Source organism: Candidatus Methylomirabilota bacterium, assembly GCA_035764725.1.
In the GTDB taxonomy this organism is placed as follows: Bacteria; Methylomirabilota; Methylomirabilia; order Rokubacteriales; family CSP1-6; genus DASRWT01.
In genome coordinates this window covers 99747-118066 of sequence record DASTYT010000115.1, presented here as the reverse complement: position 1 = coordinate 118066, position 18320 = coordinate 99747, and the positions used below count along the sequence as shown (strand labels likewise).

Here is an 18320-nt window from a genome sequence, read left to right as displayed (position 1 = left end):
CGAGCGCATGACCGAGCACGCGCTGGTGATTCGCGGCGGACGTGTCATCGACCCCGCACAGGGCCTCGACGCGGTCACCGACGTCGCGATCCAGGACGGGCGGGTGGCCGCTGTCGGCTCCGGGCTGCGCGGCCGTGTCGCCCTCGACGCGGCGGGCTGCGCCGTCGCGCCGGGCTTCGTCGATCTCCACAGTCACGCGCAGAGCGTGGGCGGCCATCGCCTCCAGGCCTTCGACGGGGTCACGACCACGCTGGAGCTCGAGGCCGGCGCCGTTCCCGTCGGCGCCGCCTACGCCCAGGCCAAGCTCGAGGGCCGGCCGCTCAACTACGGCTACTCCGTCTCGTGGGCGGCCGCGCGCATCGAGGTGCTCACCGGGCATCGCGGCGACGGGCGGGCGACGACCATGCTCTCCCGCTTCGCCGACCCCGGCTGGCAGCGTGAGGCCACCGCCGCCGAGGAGGATCGCATCCTCGGGCTGCTCGAGGACGAGCTCGCCGCGGGCGGCCTCGGCATCGGCGTGCTCATCGGCTATGCGCCCGGCACGAGCCCGGCCGAGTACCTGCGCGTGGCGCGGCTCGCCGCGACGTCGGGCGTGCCCACGTACACGCACGTGCGCGACCTCGTCGACTTCGCGCCCACTGCGCGCATGGACGGCGCCGATGAGCTCGTGCGCGCCGCGGCGGAGACGGGCGCCCACATGCACTACTGCCACGTGAACAGCACCTCGCTGCGCCACGTGGATCGCGTGCTGGGGCTGGTCGATCGCGTGCGCCGGGCCGGCTCCGTCGTCACCACCGAGGCGTATCCCTATGGTGCAGGGAGCACCGCGATCGGCGCCGCGTTCCTCTCGCCCGAGCGGCTGCCCGAGCGCGGGCTCAGTCCCACCGACCTCGTCTACGCGCCGCGGAACGAGCGCGTGCGCGACGCCGAGCACCTCCGCCAGCTCCGCGCCACCGATCCCGGCGGCCTCTGCATCGTGCACTTCCTCGACGAGACGAATCCCGCCGACGCCGCGGTGATGCGGGCCTCGCTCATCCACGAGGACACCATGGTGGCGAGCGACGCCATGCCGCTCACCTGGATGGGCCCCGCCGCCGACCGTACCTGGCCGCTGCCTCCGACCGCCCTCACGCACCCGCGCACCGCGGGCACGTTTGCCCGCTCCTACCAGCGGCTCGTGGTGCAGGGCGGCGTGAGCCTCGGCGAGTTCATCCGGCGCGCGAGCGCGCTGCCCGCCGCCGTGCTGAGCGCCGCGGCTGGCGGGACCGTGCACAAGGGCACGCTCGCGGTGGGCGCCGATGCCGACGTCGTCGTCTTCGATTCCGCGGTCTTCGCCGACCGCGCCACCTACGACGCCTCGACGCAGCCGTCGGCCGGCGTCCGGCATCTCGTGGTCGCGGGCGAGCCATTGATCCAGGGCGGCACGCTGCTGCTCGGCGCGCGACCCGGGCGTCCCGTACGGCGAGAAGGATGACCACCATGGTGCGTCGGCTGCTCTTGAGGTGGGCCCCTTCACGTCGGAGAAGGCCGGGCTCTGAAGCGGCACCACTATGCCGGTTGATGTCTTCGTTCAGTGTGTCCTACAAGCTGGAGGATGGACGCGCCGACCAGGCGAGGACCAGTCGCCGCGACGGCGGCAGGTGCCGGTGTTGGCACACTCGGCGGGCTACTTGGTCTCGGTGGGGCTGAGTTCCGCCTTCCGCTCCTCGTAGCCGTCTTCAACTACCCGCTGCGGCGCGCCGTACCGATCAACCTGGCGGTCAGCTTCGTAGCTGTGGTAGTCGCTGCAGTGGTCCGCTGGAGCTTCGCGAAGCAGGCTCCAATCCCGGGCACGGCGCTGGTGATCGTTTGCATGATGGCCGGCGGGATGCTCGGCGCTGGCCTGGGGGCGCGGTGGCTAACGAGTATCTCCGACGAGCGACTCCACACCGCGGTGCGGTTCCTCCTGATCGTCATCGGTGCTCTGCTGATCATCGAGGCGGCCATCCCATGGACCTCGAGCGGTGTCCCGGTTGGCTCGGTCGGGCAGGGCGTGACGGCACTCGGCGCTGGCGTGCTCATCGGAGCGGTCAGCACTCTGCTGGGCGTGGCTGGTGGCGAGATGATCATCCCGACGCTGGTGCTGCTCTTCGGCGTGCCCATCAAGGCGGCGGGGACGACGAGCTTGGTCATCAGCATCCCGACGATGCTCGTAGGCCTCACGCGGCACCATGCGCGGGGCGCATACCAGGGCGTGGCCGACGTGCGGCGCGTGATCGTGCCGATGGGGCTGGGGACCGTGGTCGGAAGCGCGGTGGGCGGATTCTTGATCGCCTACGCGCCGGCGGGAGCGATCAAGGTGTTGCTAGGACTGGTGCTCATCGTGTCGGCGCTGCGCGTATTTAGAGTGCGGGCGTGAGCGTCTATGGTGGTGAGGCCGGCTGTCCCAAGGTAGGATGGCGGCATGGCCGGGCTGCGGACGCCTCTCTGCGAGCTGTTGGGAATCGAGGTCCCGATCGTCCAGGCGCCGATGGCGAGCACGAGCACGCCGGATCTGGCGGTGGCGGTCAGCGAGGCCGGCGGGCTCGGCTCGCTGGGCCATGCCTACACCCAGCCCGACGCCATGCGCGCCGAGGCGGCCGCCATCCGCGCGCGCACCGCGCGTCCCTTCAACCTGAATCTCTTTGCGGCGCCCCAGCCGGAGGAGCCGCCTCTCGCTCAGCAGGCGGAGGCCATCGCGACGATGCGCCCCGTGCTCGAGCAGCACGGCGTGACGGTGCCGCCCCGGGTTCCGCCACCCTACGCCCCCGATCTCGCTCTGCAGCTGGAGGCGGTGTGCGACCTGCGCCCGCCGGTGTTCACGATCCATCTGGGCGAGATCCCGCCCACCATGCTCGCGCGCATCCGCGGGCTCGGCATCCGCCTCGGCAGCGCGGCGACCTCCGTACGCGAGGCGCGCTACTTCGAGGGGCTGGGCGCCGACTTCATCATCGCGCAGGGCGGCGAAGCGGGCGGCCATCGCGGCACCTTCCTCGGCTCATGGGAGCACGCCATGACCGGGACGCTCGCCCTCGTGCGTCAGGTGGTGCGCGCCGTCCGCGTACCGGTGGTGGCGGCGGGTGGCATCATGGACGGCGCGGGCATTGCCGCGGTGCTGGCGCTGGGAGCCCAGGCGGCGCAGCTCGGCACCGCCTTCGTGGTCTGCCCCGAGAGCGCCGCGCCGGACGTGCACCGCAAGGCGATCACCGCCATGGACGGCGACGAGACCACGATCACGCGCGCCTTCTCCGGCAAGCCCGCCCGCGGCGTGCGTAACCGCTTCACCGAGATGGCCGAGCGCGAGGGCTGGCCGCTCCTCCCGTTCCCCGCGCAGAACAAGCTGACGGTGCCGCTGCGCCAGGCCAGCGCCAAGGCCGGCTCGGCCGACTTCTACGCGGCGTGGTCCGGGCAGGCGGGCTCGCTCGCTCGTCCGCTGCCCGCTGCGGAGCTGATGCGCGTCCTCGTCGAGGAGACGCGCGAGGCCATCGACCGCCTGCGCCGCGTCGCTCCTTGAGCCTTCCCGCGTGAATCCGCCTGCGAGCCGGACCCTTCCGGCGCTGCTCGACGAGATGGCCCGTCGTCAGCCGGGACACGAGCTGCTCGTGGGCGAGGACGGGCAGCGCCTCGGCTACGGGGAGACGCGCGAGCGTGCGCGGCAGCTCGCGCGCGGCCTGCTCGATCTGGGCGTGGCGCGCGGCGACCGGATCGCCCTCCTGATGGACAACCGCCCGGAGTGGCTGCTCGTGGCCTTCGCGGTCACGATGGTGGGGGCGACGCTGGTGCCGATCAGCACGTGGTCGCGCCCGCGCGAGCTCGAATTCGTGCTGGGCCACTGCGGCGCGAGCGCCCTGGTGACCGTCCCCGCTCTCGGCGGCCAGGACTATCTCGGCGCGGTCCTGCAGGCGGGGCCGCGCCTGGCGCAGCTCCGCCGCGTCGTGGTGGCCGGCGGCGCCGCGCCGGACGGGCTCCTCGAACTCGCGGCGGTCGCCGCGCGCGGCGCGCGCGTCCCCGAGTCGGCGCTGGACGCGGCCGAGCGCGCCCTCACGCCGGAGGACGTGGCCTACATCCTCTACACGTCCGGCACCACCTCGACGCCCAAGGGCGTGCAGCTCTGCCACGGGCGGCTGGTCGAGAACCCGTGGAGCATCGGCGAGCGCCAGCATCTCACGCCCGCCGACCGCATGTGGATGGGCATCTCGCTGTTCTGGAGCTTCGGCTGCGCCAACGCGCTGCTCGCGGTGATGACCCACGGCGGTACCATCGTGCTGCAGGAGCGCCTGGAGCCGGGCGCCGCCCTCGCCTTGATCGAGCGGGAGCGCTGCAGCGTCTACTACGGCACGCCCAACATCGCGCTCGCGCTGACCGGGCATCCGGATCGCGCGCGGCGCGATCTCTCGTCGCTTCGCACCGGCGCGGCTATCGGGCCGCCCGCGGCCATGCAGATGGTCATGGACCTGGGCGCCCGCGAGATCTGCAACGTCTACGGCCTCACCGAGTGCTACGGCAACTGCTCGGTGACGGACGCGCGCGATCCCGCCGAGATCCGCCGCACAACCGTCGGCTACCCGCTGCCCGGCATGGAGATTCGTGTGGTCGATCGCGAGACGCGGCGCCCGCTGCCTGACGGCGAGGTGGGGGAGATCCTGGTGCGCGGCCTCCTCACCCCCGGCTATTACGCGGATCCCGAGCGGAACGCGGCGTCCTTCGACGCCGACGGCTTCCTGATCACGGGCGATCTCGGCTTCGTGGGCGAGGACGGTCGGCTGCGTTTCCGCGGCCGCACCAAGGAGATGGTGAAGACCGGCGGCATCAACGTGGCGCCGGTGGAGGTCGAGGAGGTCCTGCTGGGTCACCCCACCGTAGAGCAGGCCTACGTGGTCGGCGTCCCGGATCCGCGCCGCGAGGAGATCCTGGTCGCGGTGGTGGTGGCCCGGCCGGGTCACGCGGCCGATCCCGACACCTTGCGAGCCCTCTGCAAGGACGCGCTCGCCGCCTACAAGGTGCCGCGGGAGATCCACGTCATGGCGCGGGACGACCTGCCTGTGACCGGCACCGGCAAGGTCCAGAAGTTCCGCCTCGCCGAGCGGCTCGCCGCGCGCGGCGGCTATTCGTAGATCGGCCGCCGCTTCTCCCGGAACGCGCTCACGCCCTCGGTGAAGTGCGGGCTCGCCCGCACCTGATCGCCCAGCGTCTGATCCAGCGGCTCGCGCGTGCGCGCATGGTCCGCGATGGTGGCGCTGATCTGGCGCTTCACCGCCTGCACCGCGGATGGGCTGTTGGCGGCAATCTGCTCCGCGGTGGCGAGCGCCCACGGCATCAGCTCGTCCGCCGGCACCACCCGGTTGACGAGCCCGAGACGCGCGGCCTCGGCGGCATCGACGAGGCGGCCGGTGAGGAGCAGATCCATCGCGTGCACGTGGCCGATCTGCTGGATCAGCTTCACGGTGGCGCCGCCAAAGGGATAGATCGACCACGTCACCTCGGGCAGCCCGAAGCGCGCGTGGGGCGCGGCGGCGCGGATGTCCGTCGAGAGCAAGAGCTCGACGCCGCCGCCCACGCAGTCGCCGTTCACCGCGGCCACGATGGGCTTGGAGTAGGCGTCGTACTTCAGGAGCGCGTGGCTCACCACGCGGGCCGTCTCCGCGGAAGCGCTGAGATCGCCGCTGATGTCCGCGCCCACGCTGAAGGCGCGCGGGCCCGCGCCGGTGAGCACGATGCAGCGGCAGGGGCTCCGCTCGAGCTCGTCCCAGAGCCGGCCGAGCTCTGCCAGCATGCCCCGCGTCATCGCGTTGAGCCGGGGGCGGTGGTCGATGGTGACGACGACCACGTGGCGGCCGTGGGACTCCGCGCGGATCTCCACGCTCAGCGCGCCCCCGGGAGCACCACGATCTTGCCGTGAGCCTTGCGGTCGGTGAGGAGGGTGATGGCCTCCGCGGCGCGCTCGAGAGGGAACCGGTGGCTGATGAGCGGCCGGAGCTTGCCCTCCCGGTACCACGCGACGAGCGCCTCCACGGACCGGCGCAGCTTGTCGGGCTCGTTGAAGCGGTAGTGGCGCAGCGAGGAGCCCAGGGCGGCGCGGTTCTTCACGAGGAGACGATTGGCCGGGATCTGCTGCACGCCGCCCACGAAGCCCACCAGCAGCATGCGGCCGCCCCAGCCCAGCGAGGACAGGGCAGCATCGGCCAGCGCGCCCCCCACGGGATCGAAGCAGACGTCCGCACCCTTGTCGCCGGTGAGGGCCAACACGCGCTCGGTGAGCTTCTCGGTGGCGTAGTTCACGAGCTCGTCGGCGCCGTGCGCCTGCGCCACCGCGAGCTTCTCCGCGGTGCTCGCGCCCGCGATGACGCGCGCGCCCATCGCCTTGCCGATCTCCACCGCGGTCAGCCCCACGCCGCCCGCCGCGCCGAGCACGAGCAGCGTCTCGTCGCGCTCGAGGCGGCCCTGCCAGCGCAGGGCCACGTCGCTCGAGATGTACGCGATGGGGAACGCGCCCGCCTCCTCAAATGTCATGCCGTGGGGAATGGCGAACGTCTCCGCTTCCTTCGCCACCGCCTGCTCGGCGAGCCCGCCCCACGCGAGGGTGGCCATTACGCGATCGCCCGGCTTGAAGCGGGTGGCGCGTGCGCCGCAGCGCGACACCACCCCCGCGGTCTCCAGCCCGGGGCTGAACGGGAAGGGAGGCCGCGTCTGGTAGTGGCCCGCCACCATGATGGAGTCCGCATAGTTGACCGAGGTGGCGCGCACATCGATCAGCACCTCGTCGTCGGCGGGCGCGGGGGCGGGGACATCCTCCACGTTCAGATTCGCGACCGGGCCCCAGGCGCGGCAGATCACGGCTCGCATGGCGGCGGAAGTATAACTCAGCGTGCTATAGTAGGCGCCGCTCGCTCTCCCTGGGCTCGCACGTACTCCAACGTCGGAGGATCCTTCGCATGCGCCGTCTCGCCCGTCCCCTCGCGCTCGTGCTCGCGTGCTTGCTCGCCTCCCCGCTCGCGCTCCTGCCCGCGCCCGCCCGAGCCGCCGACGACGTGAAGATCGCCCTCGTGGCGCCGCTGTCCGGACGCTGGGCGCGTCAGGGCCAGCTCAAGAAGATGGGCGCAGAGATGGCCATCGACGAGATCAACGCGCAGGGCGGCATCAAGGCGCTGGGGGGCGCCAAGCTCGTCCTGCGGGAGGCCGACGCGGGCGACAGCGTGGAGAAGGCGGTGAGCGCGGCGCAGCGCGTGCTCACGCGCGAGAAGATCAGTGCCGGGATTGGCTCGTGGCTGTCCTCGTTCACCCTCGGCGTCACCGAGGTTGCGGAGCGGCTGCAGGTGCCGTGGCTCTCCCTCTCCTACGCCGACAACATCACCGAGCGCGGCTTCAAGTACACCTTCCAGACCTCGCCGGTCTCGTCGGTGCAGGCCGAGCAGGCCCTCGACCTCGTGGTCGAGGTCGGCAAGAAGAATAACCGGCCCATCAAGAAGGCCGCCCTCGTGGGCGACAATACCGCCGCCACCGTGTTCTTCTTCAAGCCGCTGCGCGAGAAGCTCCTGGCCGCCAAGGGCATCGAGCTGGTGGCCGACGAGGTATGGACGCCGCCGCTCGCGGACGCGACCTCCATCGTGCAGAAGCTCCGCGCCACCCAGCCCGACATCGTCTTCTACGGCGCCACCAACTTCCCCGACTCCGTGCAGGTGCTCCAGAAGGTGAAGGAGTTCGGGGTGAAGACCGCCATCCAGGGCGTGGGGGCGTGGCTGGTCACGCCGGAGTACGTGAAGACGATCGGCAAGGAGACGATGGATGGCATCCAGACCGTGGTGGCCGCCCATCCCATGAAGGGCCAGGAGGAGCTGGTGAAGAAGTTCAAGCAGCGCACCGGCGAGCCCTTCATGACCCAGGATCCGCTCTGCACGTACGCCCACGTGTGGCTGATCAAGGAAGCGGTGGAGCAGGCCAAGTCCGCCGACCCCAAGGCGATCCGCGAGGTCATGGCCAAGATCGACCTCACCAGCGGCCCCGCGCCCTCGTCGCTGTACCCGAGCCGCATCAAGTTCGACGAGCGTGGCCGCCGCACGGGGGCCAGCCCCATCATCGTGCAGTGGCAGGACGGCGAGCCGTACACGGTGGTGCCGACGGCGGTGGCGACGCGCCCCATCGTCCTGCACAAATAGCGGCGGCCGCGCCGGCTCGCCGTGCACGCGAGCGAGCTCGCCCAGTACGTGGTGACGGGGCTGCTCGTGGGGGGCGTCTACGCCCTCATGAGCATCGGCCTCGCGCTGATCTTCGGCGTCATGCGGGTCGTCAACTTCGCCCAGGGCGACTTCATGATGCTGGGGATGTACCTCACCTACTACTACGCGATCGCCTTCCACGTGGACCCCCTGCTGGGAGCGCTGCTCACGCTGCCGCCGTTCTTCCTGCTCGGCCTGCTCGTGCACCGGACGTTCCTCGCGCGCGTCACCGGTGGCGGCGATCCCAACCGCGAGATGGACGCCCAGCTCATCCTCACCCTGGGCCTGTCCCTCGTGATCACCAACGCGACCACGATGATCCTCTCGCCCATGCCCCGCGGCATCAACGCGCCCTACGCCACCAAGGCCTTTGCGGTGGGCCCGCTGCTGCTGAACCAGGCGCGCTCGTACGCGTTCCTCATGGCGCTGGCGCTGGCCGCCATGCTCTACGCGCTCCTCACCCGCACCGATCTCGGTCGCGCCCTGCGCGCGGCCGCCGACGATCCCGAGGCCGCCGGCTATCAGGGGATCGACGTGCGGGTGATGCACGGCACCGCGTTTGGCCTGGGCATCGCGCTGGTCGCGGCGGCGGGCGGCCTCCTCGCCACCTACCACCCCATCGAGCCGAACGTGGCGGTGAACTTCATCGTGCTGATGTTCGTGGCGGTGGTGCTGGGCGGGCTCGGGAGCATTCCCGGCGCCTTCGTGGGCGGGCTGGTCATCGGGCTCGTGCAGTCGCTCACGCTGCTGCTGCTGCCGCTGCAGCTCCAGAACGTGGGCGTGTTCGTGACTTTCCTGCTCGTGCTCTACGTGCGGCCGCAGGGCCTCTTCGGCCGGCGGGCCCGCGCCGTCTAGATGAGCGAGCGCGCGCGGGGCGGGCTGGGCATCGTGGGCGTGCTCGCCGTGGGGCTCCTGCTGTCCTTCGTCCTCACCGAGCGCTACCACCACCGCATCCTGACCCTGGTGTTCCTGTGGGCGGCGATGGGGCTCGCATGGAACATCATCAGCGGCTACGCGGGGCAGATCTCCTTCGGCCACCAGGCCTTCTTCGGGATCGGCGCCTACACCACCGTGCTGCTGGCCGCCAAGCTGAAGCTCACGCCGTGGCTGGGCATGTTCGCGGGGGCGGGGGTCGCGGTGCTCGCTGCGCTCCTGATCGGCACCCCCACCTTCCGGCTCGCCGGCATCTACTTCGGCCTCGCCACGCTGGCGTATCCGCTCATCTTCAGGATCGTCATGGACTACCTCGGCTTTCAGGAGGTGGCGATCCCGATGGTGCGCGACCACCCCTTCCTGTTCATGCAGTTCGAGGAGCCGCGGTCCTTCGATCTCCTCGCCCTCGCCCTGCTCGGGGCGACGCTCGTGCTCTCGCGCCTCATCGAAGGCTCGCGCCTGGGCTACTCACTCCGCGCCATCAAGGAGAACGAGCAGGCCGCGCTCGCCATGGGCGTGGATGCCTTCCGCTGCAAGATGGCGGCGTACGCGCTGAGCGCGGCGCCCGCCGCGCTGGCCGGCGCCATCTACGCGCACGCCATCCTCTTCGTGGTCACGCCGGAGGCGGTGTTCGGCGTGCTCGTGATCGTGCAGACGCTCGTCGTCTGCCTCGTGGGCGGCGTGGGCACCTTGTGGGGCCCGGTGATCGGCGCCGCGATCATGATCCCGGTAAGCGAGATCCTGGACGGCACGGTGGGCGACCGCCTCCCCGGCATCCAGGGCGTCGTCTACGGCGCTGCGCTCATGGCCATCATGATGTTCGCCCCCGAGGGGCTGTTCTGGCGCCTGCGGCGTCGGCGTGCGCCCGCGGCGGTGGCGACGGCAACGGGGACGGCCGATCGGGAACGCGAGGCCGCGCCGCCCGCGGTGGTCCCCGGCGCCGTCCTGCTCGACGTGCGCGGCGTGAGCAAGGCCTTTCTCGGCCTGCAGGCGCTCTCCGAGGTGAGCTTCGACGTCCGCCAGGGCGAGATCCTCGGCATCATCGGTCCGAACGGGGCGGGCAAGACCACGCTCTTCAACGTCCTCAACGGTTTCCTCCTCCCGGAGGGCGGCCAGGTCCGCTGGGAGGGCGACCCCATCACGGGGCTGCCCCCGCACGCGGTGTGCCGCCGGGGCATCGGCCGCACGTTCCAGGTCGTGCGCTTCTTCCCGCACCTGACCGTTCGGGAGAACGTCATCGTCGGCGCGTTCGCCCACGGCGGCACGCCCGCGGCGGCGGCCGCGCGGGCCCGCGACGCCCTCGCGCGTGTGGGCCTCGAGGCGCGGGCCGACTCGCTGCCGCCCGGCCTCACCACGCTCGAGCTGCGCTTGATGGAGCTGGCGCGCTGCCTGGCGACGCGGCCGCGCCTCGTGCTGCTCGACGAGCCGCTGGCCGGTCTCTCCACCGACGGCATCGAGATCATGTCGGCCATGATCCGGCGCGTGCGCGCCGACGGCATCACTGTCGTCATCATCGAGCACACCGTGCAGGCCCTGGTGAAGATCGCCGACCGCCTCGTCGTGCTCGACCACGGCCGCCGGCTCGCCGAGGGCGCGCCGGGCGACGTGACCCGCGATCCCGCCGTCATCGAGGCATATCTGGGCAAGCGCTGGCTCGCCCGTCACGCCGCCGCCCATGCTGCGGATCTCCGGCCTTAGCGTCGCCTACGGCGGCCTGCGCGCGCTGGAAGACGTCTCCCTCGACGTCAACGAGGGGGAATTCGTCACCATCGTCGGCCCGAACGGCGCGGGCAAGAGCACGCTGCTCAAGACGATCTCCGGCTCGGTGCGTCCGGCGGCGGGCCGGCTCGAGCTCCGCGGCCGCGACATGACGCCGCTCCGGTCGCATCAGCGCGCCGCGCTCGGCATCGCGCACGTGCCGGAGGGCCGCCGCGTCTTCCCGTCGCTGACCGTGCTGGAAAACCTCGAGCTCGGGTCATACCGGGCGGCGGCACGCGCGGCGCGACGCGCCACTCTCGGCTCCGTGCTGGAGCTCTTCCCCGTGCTCGCCGAGCGCCGCGCACAGCTCGCGGGCTCGCTCTCCGGCGGAGAACAGCAGATGCTGGCGCTGGGGCGCGGGCTGATGTCGCTGCCCGATCTCCTGCTGCTGGACGAGCCCTCGCAGGGTCTCGCCCCGCGCATCGTGGAGCAGATCTTCGAGGCCATCGGTCGGATCCGCGCCGCGCGCCGCCTTACCATCCTGCTCGTGGAACAACGTGTGGTCGAGGCGCTCGAGCTCTGCGATCGCGGCTACGTGCTCGAGACCGGCCGCGTCGCGCTGGCCGGCTCGCACGACGCCCTGCTCGCCGATCCGCGCGTCCAGCGGGCGTATCTCGGGGTCTGAGGGGCGCCGCCTAGCTGGGCTCGATCTCGTCCGCGTAGCAGACCGGGGAGGCGACCGCCCCGGGCGTCCCCGCCTGCGGCGCGCCGAGAAAGGCCAGCGCGTCGCCGTCGCGCCGGTACACACCGCGCTCGGTCACGACCCAGTCCATGGGAATGTCCCAGGGCTGCGGATGGATGGTGGCGATCCGGCTCAGCTCGTAGCCCACGCCGATCGAGGTGGGGCGCGGGTCGAGCGTGGCCAGCGTCCGATCGAAATAGCCACCGCCGTAGCCGAGCCGGTGGCCGGCCGCGTCCCATCCGATCATCGGCACCAGGATCACCGTGGGGACGATGGCCTCCGAGGCCTCGGGGTAGGGGATGCCGAGCGGGCCCGGCGCCAGCGCGATGTCGGGATGCCACGCGCGGAACTCGAGCGGACGGCCCGGCGCCACGACCACCGGAAGCGCCGTCACCGCGCCGCGGCCGCGCAATCCTTGCACGAGCGGGCGCGCGTCGTACTCGCCGTGCATCGGCCAGCAGAAGGCCAGTCGCGTCGAGACGAGGCCGGGGAAGGCGCGCTCCAGATGCGCGTCGATGCGGAGCCGGGCACGCTCGAGGGCGTGCGCATCCAGGCCCTCTCGGGCGGCGAGCAGCCGCCGCCGCTCCGCCTTCCTCCACCGGGTCAGCTCGTCGGGCGTCATGGGATGAGCCCATAGTAGCCTGGGCGACCCGGAGGCGGTGACCGCCGCCGCTCTTCTTCTTCCACGGCGACTACAACGGGGGCGGCTTCTACTCGCGCGCGCGATCTCTGGTGGTCGCGGGTCGCGCCGCGCGTGTCCGTGCACGCGATTCCCGGCGCGCATCTTACGTCGATCACCGAGCACGGCGCCGCGGTCGCCGAGCGCATGCGCGCATGCCTGGCGGGGGAGGGGGCGGGGCGACACGGCTGAGCGTCCCGTCATCGCCGGCGACGCCGTCGGGTGGATCACTGGCGCGCTGAGTTTTCAGGAGCATACTGAGCACACCGAGTCGCGGGAACCGGGGACCCGCGGGCGGCGAAGTTGGCGCGGTGCGGCACGGCGGCCGCCTCGTGGTGAGGAGACCTGCCGCACGCTCACCTGTTGTTGTATGCTTATGCGAGCCAGATGAGCATCCGGGTCACTGAGTCCCCGGAAGCCCCCAAGGGCGTGGCCGATGTAGGCCACTCTGTTCTGAAGGTCCGCGCCCAGGACGCCTTCGAAGCGCCCGATCATCTCGCCGTCGAGGAGCCCCTCGAGATCCGTCTGGGCGGCAGCAGCTTCAGCGTCACGATGCGCACTCCTGGCCACGACGAGGAGCTCGTGGCGGGGCTGCTCTTCTCCGAGCGCATCGTCCAGAGCCGCGACAACCTCGACGTGATCGCGCACTATCGTGATCCCGATGCCCCGCCCGGCGTCGGCAACGTGATGAACGTGATCCTCAAGGGCGACGTGCGCGTGGCCCGCGAGCGCCTGCGCCGGAGCCTCGTGACATCGTCCGCGTGCGGCGTGTGCGGCAAGGTGACGATCGACGAGCTCACCGCCGGCTGCGCGCCGGTCGCCTTCGACGGGCGGCTGCCCGCCTCGCTGTTCTCGCGGATCACGAGCACGCTCGAGTCCGCCCAGGCCACCTTCCGGAAGACGGGCGGCCTCCACGCTGCCGCGCTGTTCGACCTCGACGGCAGAATGCTCGTCCTGCGCGAGGACATCGGCCGCCACAACGCCGTGGACAAGGTGAACGGCCATATGCTGCTTGCCGATCGGCTGCCGCTGAACCGCCACGTCCTGTTGGTGAGCGGGCGCGCGAGCTTCGAGATCATGCAGAAGGCCTGGATGGCCCGCATTCCCGTGGTCGCGGCGGTGTCGGCGCCGTCGAGCATGGCCGTCCAGATGGCTTTGGCCGCCGACATGACCCTCGTGGGGTTTCTCCGCCCCGGAGGTTTCAACGTGTACGCGGGCGCGCAGCGCATCGCCCCCGCGCCGGAGACTCGTGTGACCACCGGATCTCACACCGAAGTGACGGTAGGCAAGGAGGTCTGAGTCATGCCTCAGATCACGCGACGCGATTTCTTCAAGGCGGGGGCGGCCAGCGCGGGCGCCGCCGCGGGCGTCACCACGCTGGGTTTCGACCTGGCGCAGGCCGTCCAGGTCAAGAAGGCCTTCCGCATCGAGGGCGCCAAGGAGAAGCACTCGCTCTGCCCGTACTGCGCCGTGGGGTGCTCCATCATCGCCTACACGAGGCAGGACGCGAAGGGCCACACCCAGCTCCTGCAGATCGAGGGCGATCCGGACAGCCCGGTCAACGAAGGCCGGCTCTGCCCGAAGGGCGCCACCGCGATGCAGCTGGCCATGAGCGCCCGCCGCGTCGAGAAGCCGCTCTACCGCGCGCCGGGCAGCGACAAGTGGCAGGAGATCGGCTGGGACCAGATGCTCGACCGCCTCGCGCAGCGGATCAAGGAATCCCGCGACGCCACCTTCGTGACCCAGGACGCCAACGGCAACACGGTGAACCGCTGCGAGGGCATCGCCTTCGCGGGCGGGGCCGCGTTCAGTAGCGAGGAGGGCTATCTCGCCGCCAAGCTCATGCGATCGCTTGGCGTGATCTTCATAGAACAGCAGGCCCGAGTCTGACACGGCCCCACGGTCGTCAGTCTGGCGGCCACATTCGGGCGGGGCGCGATGACGAATCACTGGCGGGACATCCAGCACGCCGACGTCATCATCATCAATGGGGCGAATCCGGCGGAGGCGCATCCCGTTGGCTTCCAGTGGTTCCTGAAGGCCAAGCTCAATCCGGAGCGCGGCGTCGGCCAGGGCGGCGGCGCCAAGATGATCCACATCGATCCGCGCTTCACCCGGACTTCCGCGGTTTGTGACATGTACGCCCGGATCCGGACTGGCACCGACGCCGCCTTCTTCGGCGGCCTCATCCGCTATGTCCTCGAGAACAACCTCATCCACCACGACTACGTCCGCAACTACACGAACGCTTCCTTCATCGTGAAGGAGGGGTACAGCTTCCACGACGGGCTCTTCAGCGGCTACGACCCGGCCAAGCGGACCTACGACGTCTCCACCTGGGCCTACGAGGGCGACGCAGGCGGACAAGCCGCGTACGACCGGACCCAGAAGGAGATCCTCGCCCACGGCCAGGGCCCCGGTGCGCCCGGTCCCACCACCCAGATCGCCAAGCGCGACATGCAGCTCGAGCATCCGCGCTCGGTGTTCCAGCTCATGCGGAAGCACTACTCGCGCTACACGCCGGAGATGGTCGAATCCATCACCGGCATCCCCAGGACCCAGTTCCTCGAGATCGCCAAGATCGTGGGAGAGACCGGCCGGCCCGACAAGGTGATGACCATCGTCTATGCGGTGGGTCTCACGCACCACACGACGGGTGGTCAGATGATCCGGAGCGGGGCGCTGCTCCAGCTCCTCCTCGGCAACATGGGGCGGCCCGGCGGCGGCATGAACGCCGAGCGCGGCCACGCCAACATCCAGGGCAATACCGACAACGCCATCTCCTGGGAGATCCTGCCCGGGTACCTGCGCATCCCGGCGCCCGGCCAGAAGAACCTCGACGATTACGTCACCCAGAGCGCGCCCAAGAAGTTCGACACTAACTCCTGGAACTTCTTCGGCACGAACTACCGCAAGCTCATGGTGAGCCTCCTCAAGGCGTGGTACGGGGACGCCGCCACCAAGGACAACGAGTACGCCTTCGATTTCCTCCCCAAACCCATGTCCAACTCGTCGTGGATCTCCATCTACGACCAGGCCCTCAAGAACCGGATGCAGGGCTTGATCCTCTCGGGCATGACCGCGACTAGCATCGGGCCCGATGCCAACCAGGTGATGCAGGCGCTGGCCAACCTGAAGTGGCTGGTGGTCATGGACGCCCTGCCGACGACCAGCTCGGAGTTCTGGCGGCGGCCGGGCGCCGATCCGAAGACCATTCAGACCGAAGTGTTCATGGTGCCGTCGACGCACTGGATCGAGAAGGACGGCTCCTTCGTGAACAGCGGGCGCTGGATGCAGTGGAAGGAAGAGGTGATGCCGCCCGAAGGCGAGGCGCGCCACGATCACTGGGTGCTCGCCGACGTGTACCAGCGGGTGCGGAAGCTCTACGAGCAACAGGGGGGGAAGTTCCCTGAACCGATCAAGGCGGTGACGTTCAACTACAAGAATCCCGCGAAGCCGGAGCTCGATGAGATCTGCCGCGAGATCAATGGCTACGATCTCACCACGGGCCAGCGCCTCGACACCTTCGCCAAGCTGAAGGACGACGGCACCACCAACGCCGGCAACTGGATCTATACCGGCAGTTATCCCGAGGCGGGCAACCTCAGCGCGCGGCGGGCGGGCATCCAGGATCCGAAGAAGAACGATCCCACCGGCATGGGCTACTACCACGGGTGGGCATGGAGCTGGCCGCTCAATCGTCGAGTGATGTACAACCGGGCGTCCGCGGATCTCGACGGGAAGCCATGGGATCCGAAGCGCCCCGGCATCAAGTGGGACGCCGAGCAGAAGAAGTGGGTGGGCGACGTGCCGGACTATCCCCCGACCATGGAGCCCCGCAGCCCCAAGGCGTGGGGGCCTTTCATCATGAACTCCGAGGGCGTGGGCCGGCTCTTCTCCGCCTCCATGCTCGACGGCCCGTTCCCCGAGCACTACGAGCCGATGGAGTCGCCGATCGTCAATCCGCTGCACTCCGGTCAGTCGGAGTCGCCCGTCGTGTTCCTCTACGACAAGCAGGCCGGGCGCGCCGACCGGTTCGGCACCGCCAAGGACTACCCGTATATCGCGACCAGCTATCGCCTCACCGAGCACGAGCACTACGTTACCCAGCACGTCCCGCATCTGGATCGCCTGCAGCCCTATCCCTTCGTAGAGGTCCCCGAGGACGTAGCGCGCGAGAAGGGGATCAAGAGCGGCGACCGCGTGCGGGTGTCGTCCAAGCGCGGCAAGCTCGAGGTCGCGGCGATCGTGACCAATCGCCTCGGTCCCCTCGAGTTCAACGGCAAGAAGGTCTATCACATCGGCATCCCGATCCACTGGGGGTTCGTGGGCATCGCGGCCGACCGCGATCCGACCAAGGGCGCCAACTGGCTGGCCAACGCCCTCACCCCGTTTGTGGGAGACGCGAATTCCCGGACGCCAGAATTCAAGGCGTTCCTGGTCAACATCGAGAAGATTTGATGGAGCGCGTGGCGGCGGCCCCCGCCGTCGCCCCCCGATGGGGGGAGCGGCGGCGGCGGGCCACTCGGCTTCAGAAGCGCTGGCCCTACGCGGGCGAGATGCTCCGGCTCTACGCGGCGCTGCTCGACGCACAGGAGCGGGCGTATGCGGCGGCGCTCGACGATCGGCCCGGTCGTGAGCGGCTGGCCGCGTACGTCGCCGACCGCGTGATGGGCGACATCGTCGAGGAAACCCTCGCGGCGGGGCCCGCCGCACTCGTCGAGGCGGCGCGCGAGCGCTTCGCCCGCGGCGGGCTCGACCAGTCGGTGCGGCGCTGGCTGGACGGCGAGGCGCAGGCGCCCGTGGACGACTACCTGGCCCGCGCCGCGGTCGCCCCGGTGCTCGAGGCGCTCGGGGCCGGGGCGTGGCCGGCGGATTCCGGCGAGCGGGCCGAGGGCCATTGCCCGCGTTGCGGCGGTCGGCCCCAGCTCTCGGTGGTCGGCGAGGCGAGTGGAGAGCTCCTGACCCCACCCCGCCGGCTCCTCTGCTGCCGGTGCGGGGAGGAATGGATCCACGAGCGCATGGCCTGTCCGGCCTGCGGGGAGCGGACGACCTCGAAGCTGCCTATCTTCTCGGACGCCGAGAGGCTGCCGCATCTCCGCGCGGACTCCTGTGAGAGCTGCCGGCGCTACCTCATCACGGTGGATTTGCGCCGGGACCGCGACGCGGTGCCGGTCGTCGACGAGCTGGTTGCCCTGCCCATCGATCTGCACATGCAAGAGAGAGGCTTCGCCAAGATCGTGCCGAATCTCATGGGGATATAGGAGAGCCCACATGGCGCGTACGGTTGGCTTCTTCACCGACACCACGCTCTGCATCGGATGCAAGGCCTGCGAGGTCGCCTGCAAGGAGTGGAATCAGCTGCCGGGCCATAAGCCGAAGTTCCTCGACAGCTTCGACAACACCGGGAAGCTCGACGAGCAGAACTGGCGCCACGTCCAGTTCATCGAGCGGGGGACGCCGCAGGGCACCGTCGCCTGGAGCATGATGAGCGACGTCTGCAAGCACTGCGCGCTCGCCAGCTGCATGGAGGTCTGCCCCACCAACGCGATCATCCGGACGGAGTTCGACACCGTCTACATCCAACCGGACGTCTGCAACGGCTGCCGGGACTGCATCGCCGCCTGTCCGTACAACGTTATCGGCTTCAACGAGGACACCGGCCTCGCCCAGAAGTGCACGTTCTGCTACGACCGGCTCCAGAACAACCTCGTCCCCGCCTGCGCGAAGGCCTGTCCCACCGAGTCCATCAAGTTCGGCGAGCTCAACGAGATGCGCGAGGTGGCGGGGGCACGGCTCAAGGTGCTGCAGGGCCAGGGGGTGGCCAACGCCCAGATCTACGGCGAGAAGGAGTACGGGGGTCTCCACGCCCTGTTCCTCCTCACGGACAAGCCCGAGGCGTACAAGCTGCCGAACGCCGAGAACGCGGTGCTCCCGAGCCGCAACAACGTGCGGGCCTATCTCGGCTCTGCGGTCACTGCGGTGCTCGGCCTCGTGGGCGCGGTCATCGCGTTCCGCCAGCGCGGGGAGAACTAGG

At 70.3% G+C, this 18320-nt stretch carries 15 protein-coding genes; 12 read left to right on the top strand and 3 right to left on the bottom strand.

Features of this window, described 5'->3' with window-relative positions; genetic code table 11:
• Window positions 1-7 precede the first annotated feature (7 nt).
• The 4 genes from VFX14_18925 (at window position 8) to VFX14_18910 (ending at window position 5132) form a co-directional block, all read left to right on the top strand.
• The gene (locus VFX14_18925; protein HEU5191766.1) at window positions 8-1474 is read left to right on the top strand and encodes an amidohydrolase family protein; all 1467 of its coding nucleotides are present in this window, start codon (window positions 8-10) and stop codon (window positions 1472-1474) included.
• A 120-nt stretch (window positions 1475-1594) separates the two neighbouring features.
• A complete protein-coding gene (locus tag VFX14_18920; protein HEU5191765.1) occupies window positions 1595-2398 on the top strand; it encodes a sulfite exporter TauE/SafE family protein in 804 nt (267 codons plus the stop codon).
• 45 nt (window positions 2399-2443) lie between these two features.
• Window positions 2444-3532, top strand: coding sequence for a nitronate monooxygenase (locus VFX14_18915; protein HEU5191764.1), 1089 nt, complete (start codon window positions 2444-2446; stop codon window positions 3530-3532).
• A 10-nt stretch (window positions 3533-3542) separates the two neighbouring features.
• Complete coding sequence (locus tag VFX14_18910; protein ID HEU5191763.1) at window positions 3543-5132, top strand: AMP-binding protein; 1590 nt, start codon at window positions 3543-3545, stop codon at window positions 5130-5132.
• Here VFX14_18910 and VFX14_18905 read toward each other — a convergent pair.
• Both VFX14_18905 and VFX14_18900 read right to left on the bottom strand, forming a co-directional pair.
• The gene (locus tag VFX14_18905; GenBank protein HEU5191762.1) at window positions 5123-5878 is read right to left on the bottom strand and encodes an enoyl-CoA hydratase/isomerase family protein; all 756 of its coding nucleotides are present in this window, start codon (window positions 5876-5878) and stop codon (window positions 5123-5125) included. The two genes, VFX14_18910 and VFX14_18905, sit on opposite strands and share 10 nt — an antisense overlap.
• Window positions 5879-5880: 2 nt before the next feature.
• On the bottom strand, window positions 5881-6861 hold the full coding sequence (locus VFX14_18900) for an NADPH:quinone oxidoreductase family protein (protein HEU5191761.1): 981 nt from the start codon (window positions 6859-6861) through the stop codon (window positions 5881-5883).
• Window positions 6862-6950: 89 nt separating this feature from the next.
• On the opposite strand from VFX14_18900, the gene VFX14_18895 reads away from it, so the two are divergent.
• Genes VFX14_18895 through VFX14_18880 form a run of 4 tightly spaced genes read left to right on the top strand, consistent with a single transcriptional unit; the run spans window position 6951 to window position 11547 of the window.
• Window positions 6951-8171, top strand: a complete 1221-nt coding sequence (locus tag VFX14_18895; GenBank protein HEU5191760.1) for an ABC transporter substrate-binding protein — start codon at window positions 6951-6953, stop codon at window positions 8169-8171.
• Between the two features lie 21 nt (window positions 8172-8192).
• Window positions 8193-9086 carry a branched-chain amino acid ABC transporter permease gene (locus VFX14_18890; protein HEU5191759.1) on the top strand — a complete coding sequence of 298 codons (894 nt, stop codon included), beginning with the start codon at window positions 8193-8195 and terminating at the stop codon, window positions 9084-9086.
• Window positions 9087-10862, top strand: coding sequence for a branched-chain amino acid ABC transporter ATP-binding protein/permease (locus VFX14_18885; protein ID HEU5191758.1), 1776 nt, complete (start codon window positions 9087-9089; stop codon window positions 10860-10862).
• A complete protein-coding gene (locus VFX14_18880) occupies window positions 10840-11547 on the top strand; it encodes an ABC transporter ATP-binding protein (GenBank protein ID HEU5191757.1) in 708 nt (235 codons plus the stop codon). Before VFX14_18885 ends, VFX14_18880 begins: the two co-directional genes overlap by 23 nt.
• Window positions 11548-11557: 10 nt before the next feature.
• Here VFX14_18880 and VFX14_18875 read toward each other — a convergent pair whose 3' ends face one another.
• Window positions 11558-12226: a 5-formyltetrahydrofolate cyclo-ligase gene (locus VFX14_18875; GenBank protein ID HEU5191756.1), complete on the bottom strand. Its 669-nt coding sequence runs from the start codon at window positions 12224-12226 to the stop codon at window positions 11558-11560.
• A 444-nt stretch (window positions 12227-12670) separates the two neighbouring features.
• Between VFX14_18875 and fdhD the strand changes: the two genes are divergently transcribed.
• The 4 genes from fdhD to VFX14_18855 are packed head-to-tail and all read left to right on the top strand — an operon-like array spanning window position 12671 to window position 18319.
• On the top strand, window positions 12671-13582 hold the full coding sequence (gene fdhD / locus VFX14_18870) for a formate dehydrogenase accessory sulfurtransferase FdhD (GenBank protein HEU5191755.1): 912 nt from the start codon (window positions 12671-12673) through the stop codon (window positions 13580-13582).
• A 3-nt stretch (window positions 13583-13585) separates the two neighbouring features.
• Window positions 13586-16744 carry a formate dehydrogenase-N subunit alpha gene (gene fdnG, locus VFX14_18865; protein ID HEU5191754.1) on the top strand — a complete coding sequence of 1053 codons (3159 nt, stop codon included), beginning with the start codon at window positions 13586-13588 and terminating at the stop codon, window positions 16742-16744.
• On the top strand, window positions 16744-17547 hold the full coding sequence (gene fdhE, locus VFX14_18860) for a formate dehydrogenase accessory protein FdhE (GenBank protein ID HEU5191753.1): 804 nt from the start codon (window positions 16744-16746) through the stop codon (window positions 17545-17547). Before fdnG ends, fdhE begins: the two co-directional genes overlap by 1 nt.
• Before the next feature lie 10 nt (window positions 17548-17557).
• On the top strand, window positions 17558-18319 hold the full coding sequence (locus VFX14_18855) for a 4Fe-4S dicluster domain-containing protein (GenBank protein HEU5191752.1): 762 nt from the start codon (window positions 17558-17560) through the stop codon (window positions 18317-18319).
• Window position 18320 lies beyond the last annotated feature (1 nt).

Bases quoted from the DNA above. Each gene is read 5' to 3' on its own strand.
- VFX14_18925 (HEU5191766.1), top strand. From the start codon at position 8: ATGACCGAGCACGCGCTGGTGATTCGCGGCGGACGTGTCATCGACCCC.
- VFX14_18920 (HEU5191765.1), top strand. From the start codon at position 1,595: ATGGACGCGCCGACCAGGCGAGGACCAGTCGCCGCGACGGCGGCAGGT.
- VFX14_18915 (HEU5191764.1), top strand. From the start codon at position 2,444: ATGGCCGGGCTGCGGACGCCTCTCTGCGAGCTGTTGGGAATCGAGGTC.
- VFX14_18900 (HEU5191761.1), bottom strand. From the start codon at position 6,861: ATGCGAGCCGTGATCTGCCGCGCCTGGGGCCCGGTCGCGAATCTGAAC.
- VFX14_18895 (HEU5191760.1), top strand. From the start codon at position 6,951: ATGCGCCGTCTCGCCCGTCCCCTCGCGCTCGTGCTCGCGTGCTTGCTC.
- VFX14_18885 (HEU5191758.1), top strand. From the start codon at position 9,087: ATGAGCGAGCGCGCGCGGGGCGGGCTGGGCATCGTGGGCGTGCTCGCC.
- VFX14_18880 (HEU5191757.1), top strand. From the start codon at position 10,840: ATGCTGCGGATCTCCGGCCTTAGCGTCGCCTACGGCGGCCTGCGCGCG.
- VFX14_18875 (HEU5191756.1), bottom strand. From the start codon at position 12,226: ATGACGCCCGACGAGCTGACCCGGTGGAGGAAGGCGGAGCGGCGGCGG.
- fdhD (HEU5191755.1), top strand. From the start codon at position 12,671: ATGAGCATCCGGGTCACTGAGTCCCCGGAAGCCCCCAAGGGCGTGGCC.
- fdhE (HEU5191753.1), top strand. From the start codon at position 16,744: ATGGAGCGCGTGGCGGCGGCCCCCGCCGTCGCCCCCCGATGGGGGGAG.
- VFX14_18855 (HEU5191752.1), top strand. From the start codon at position 17,558: ATGGCGCGTACGGTTGGCTTCTTCACCGACACCACGCTCTGCATCGGA.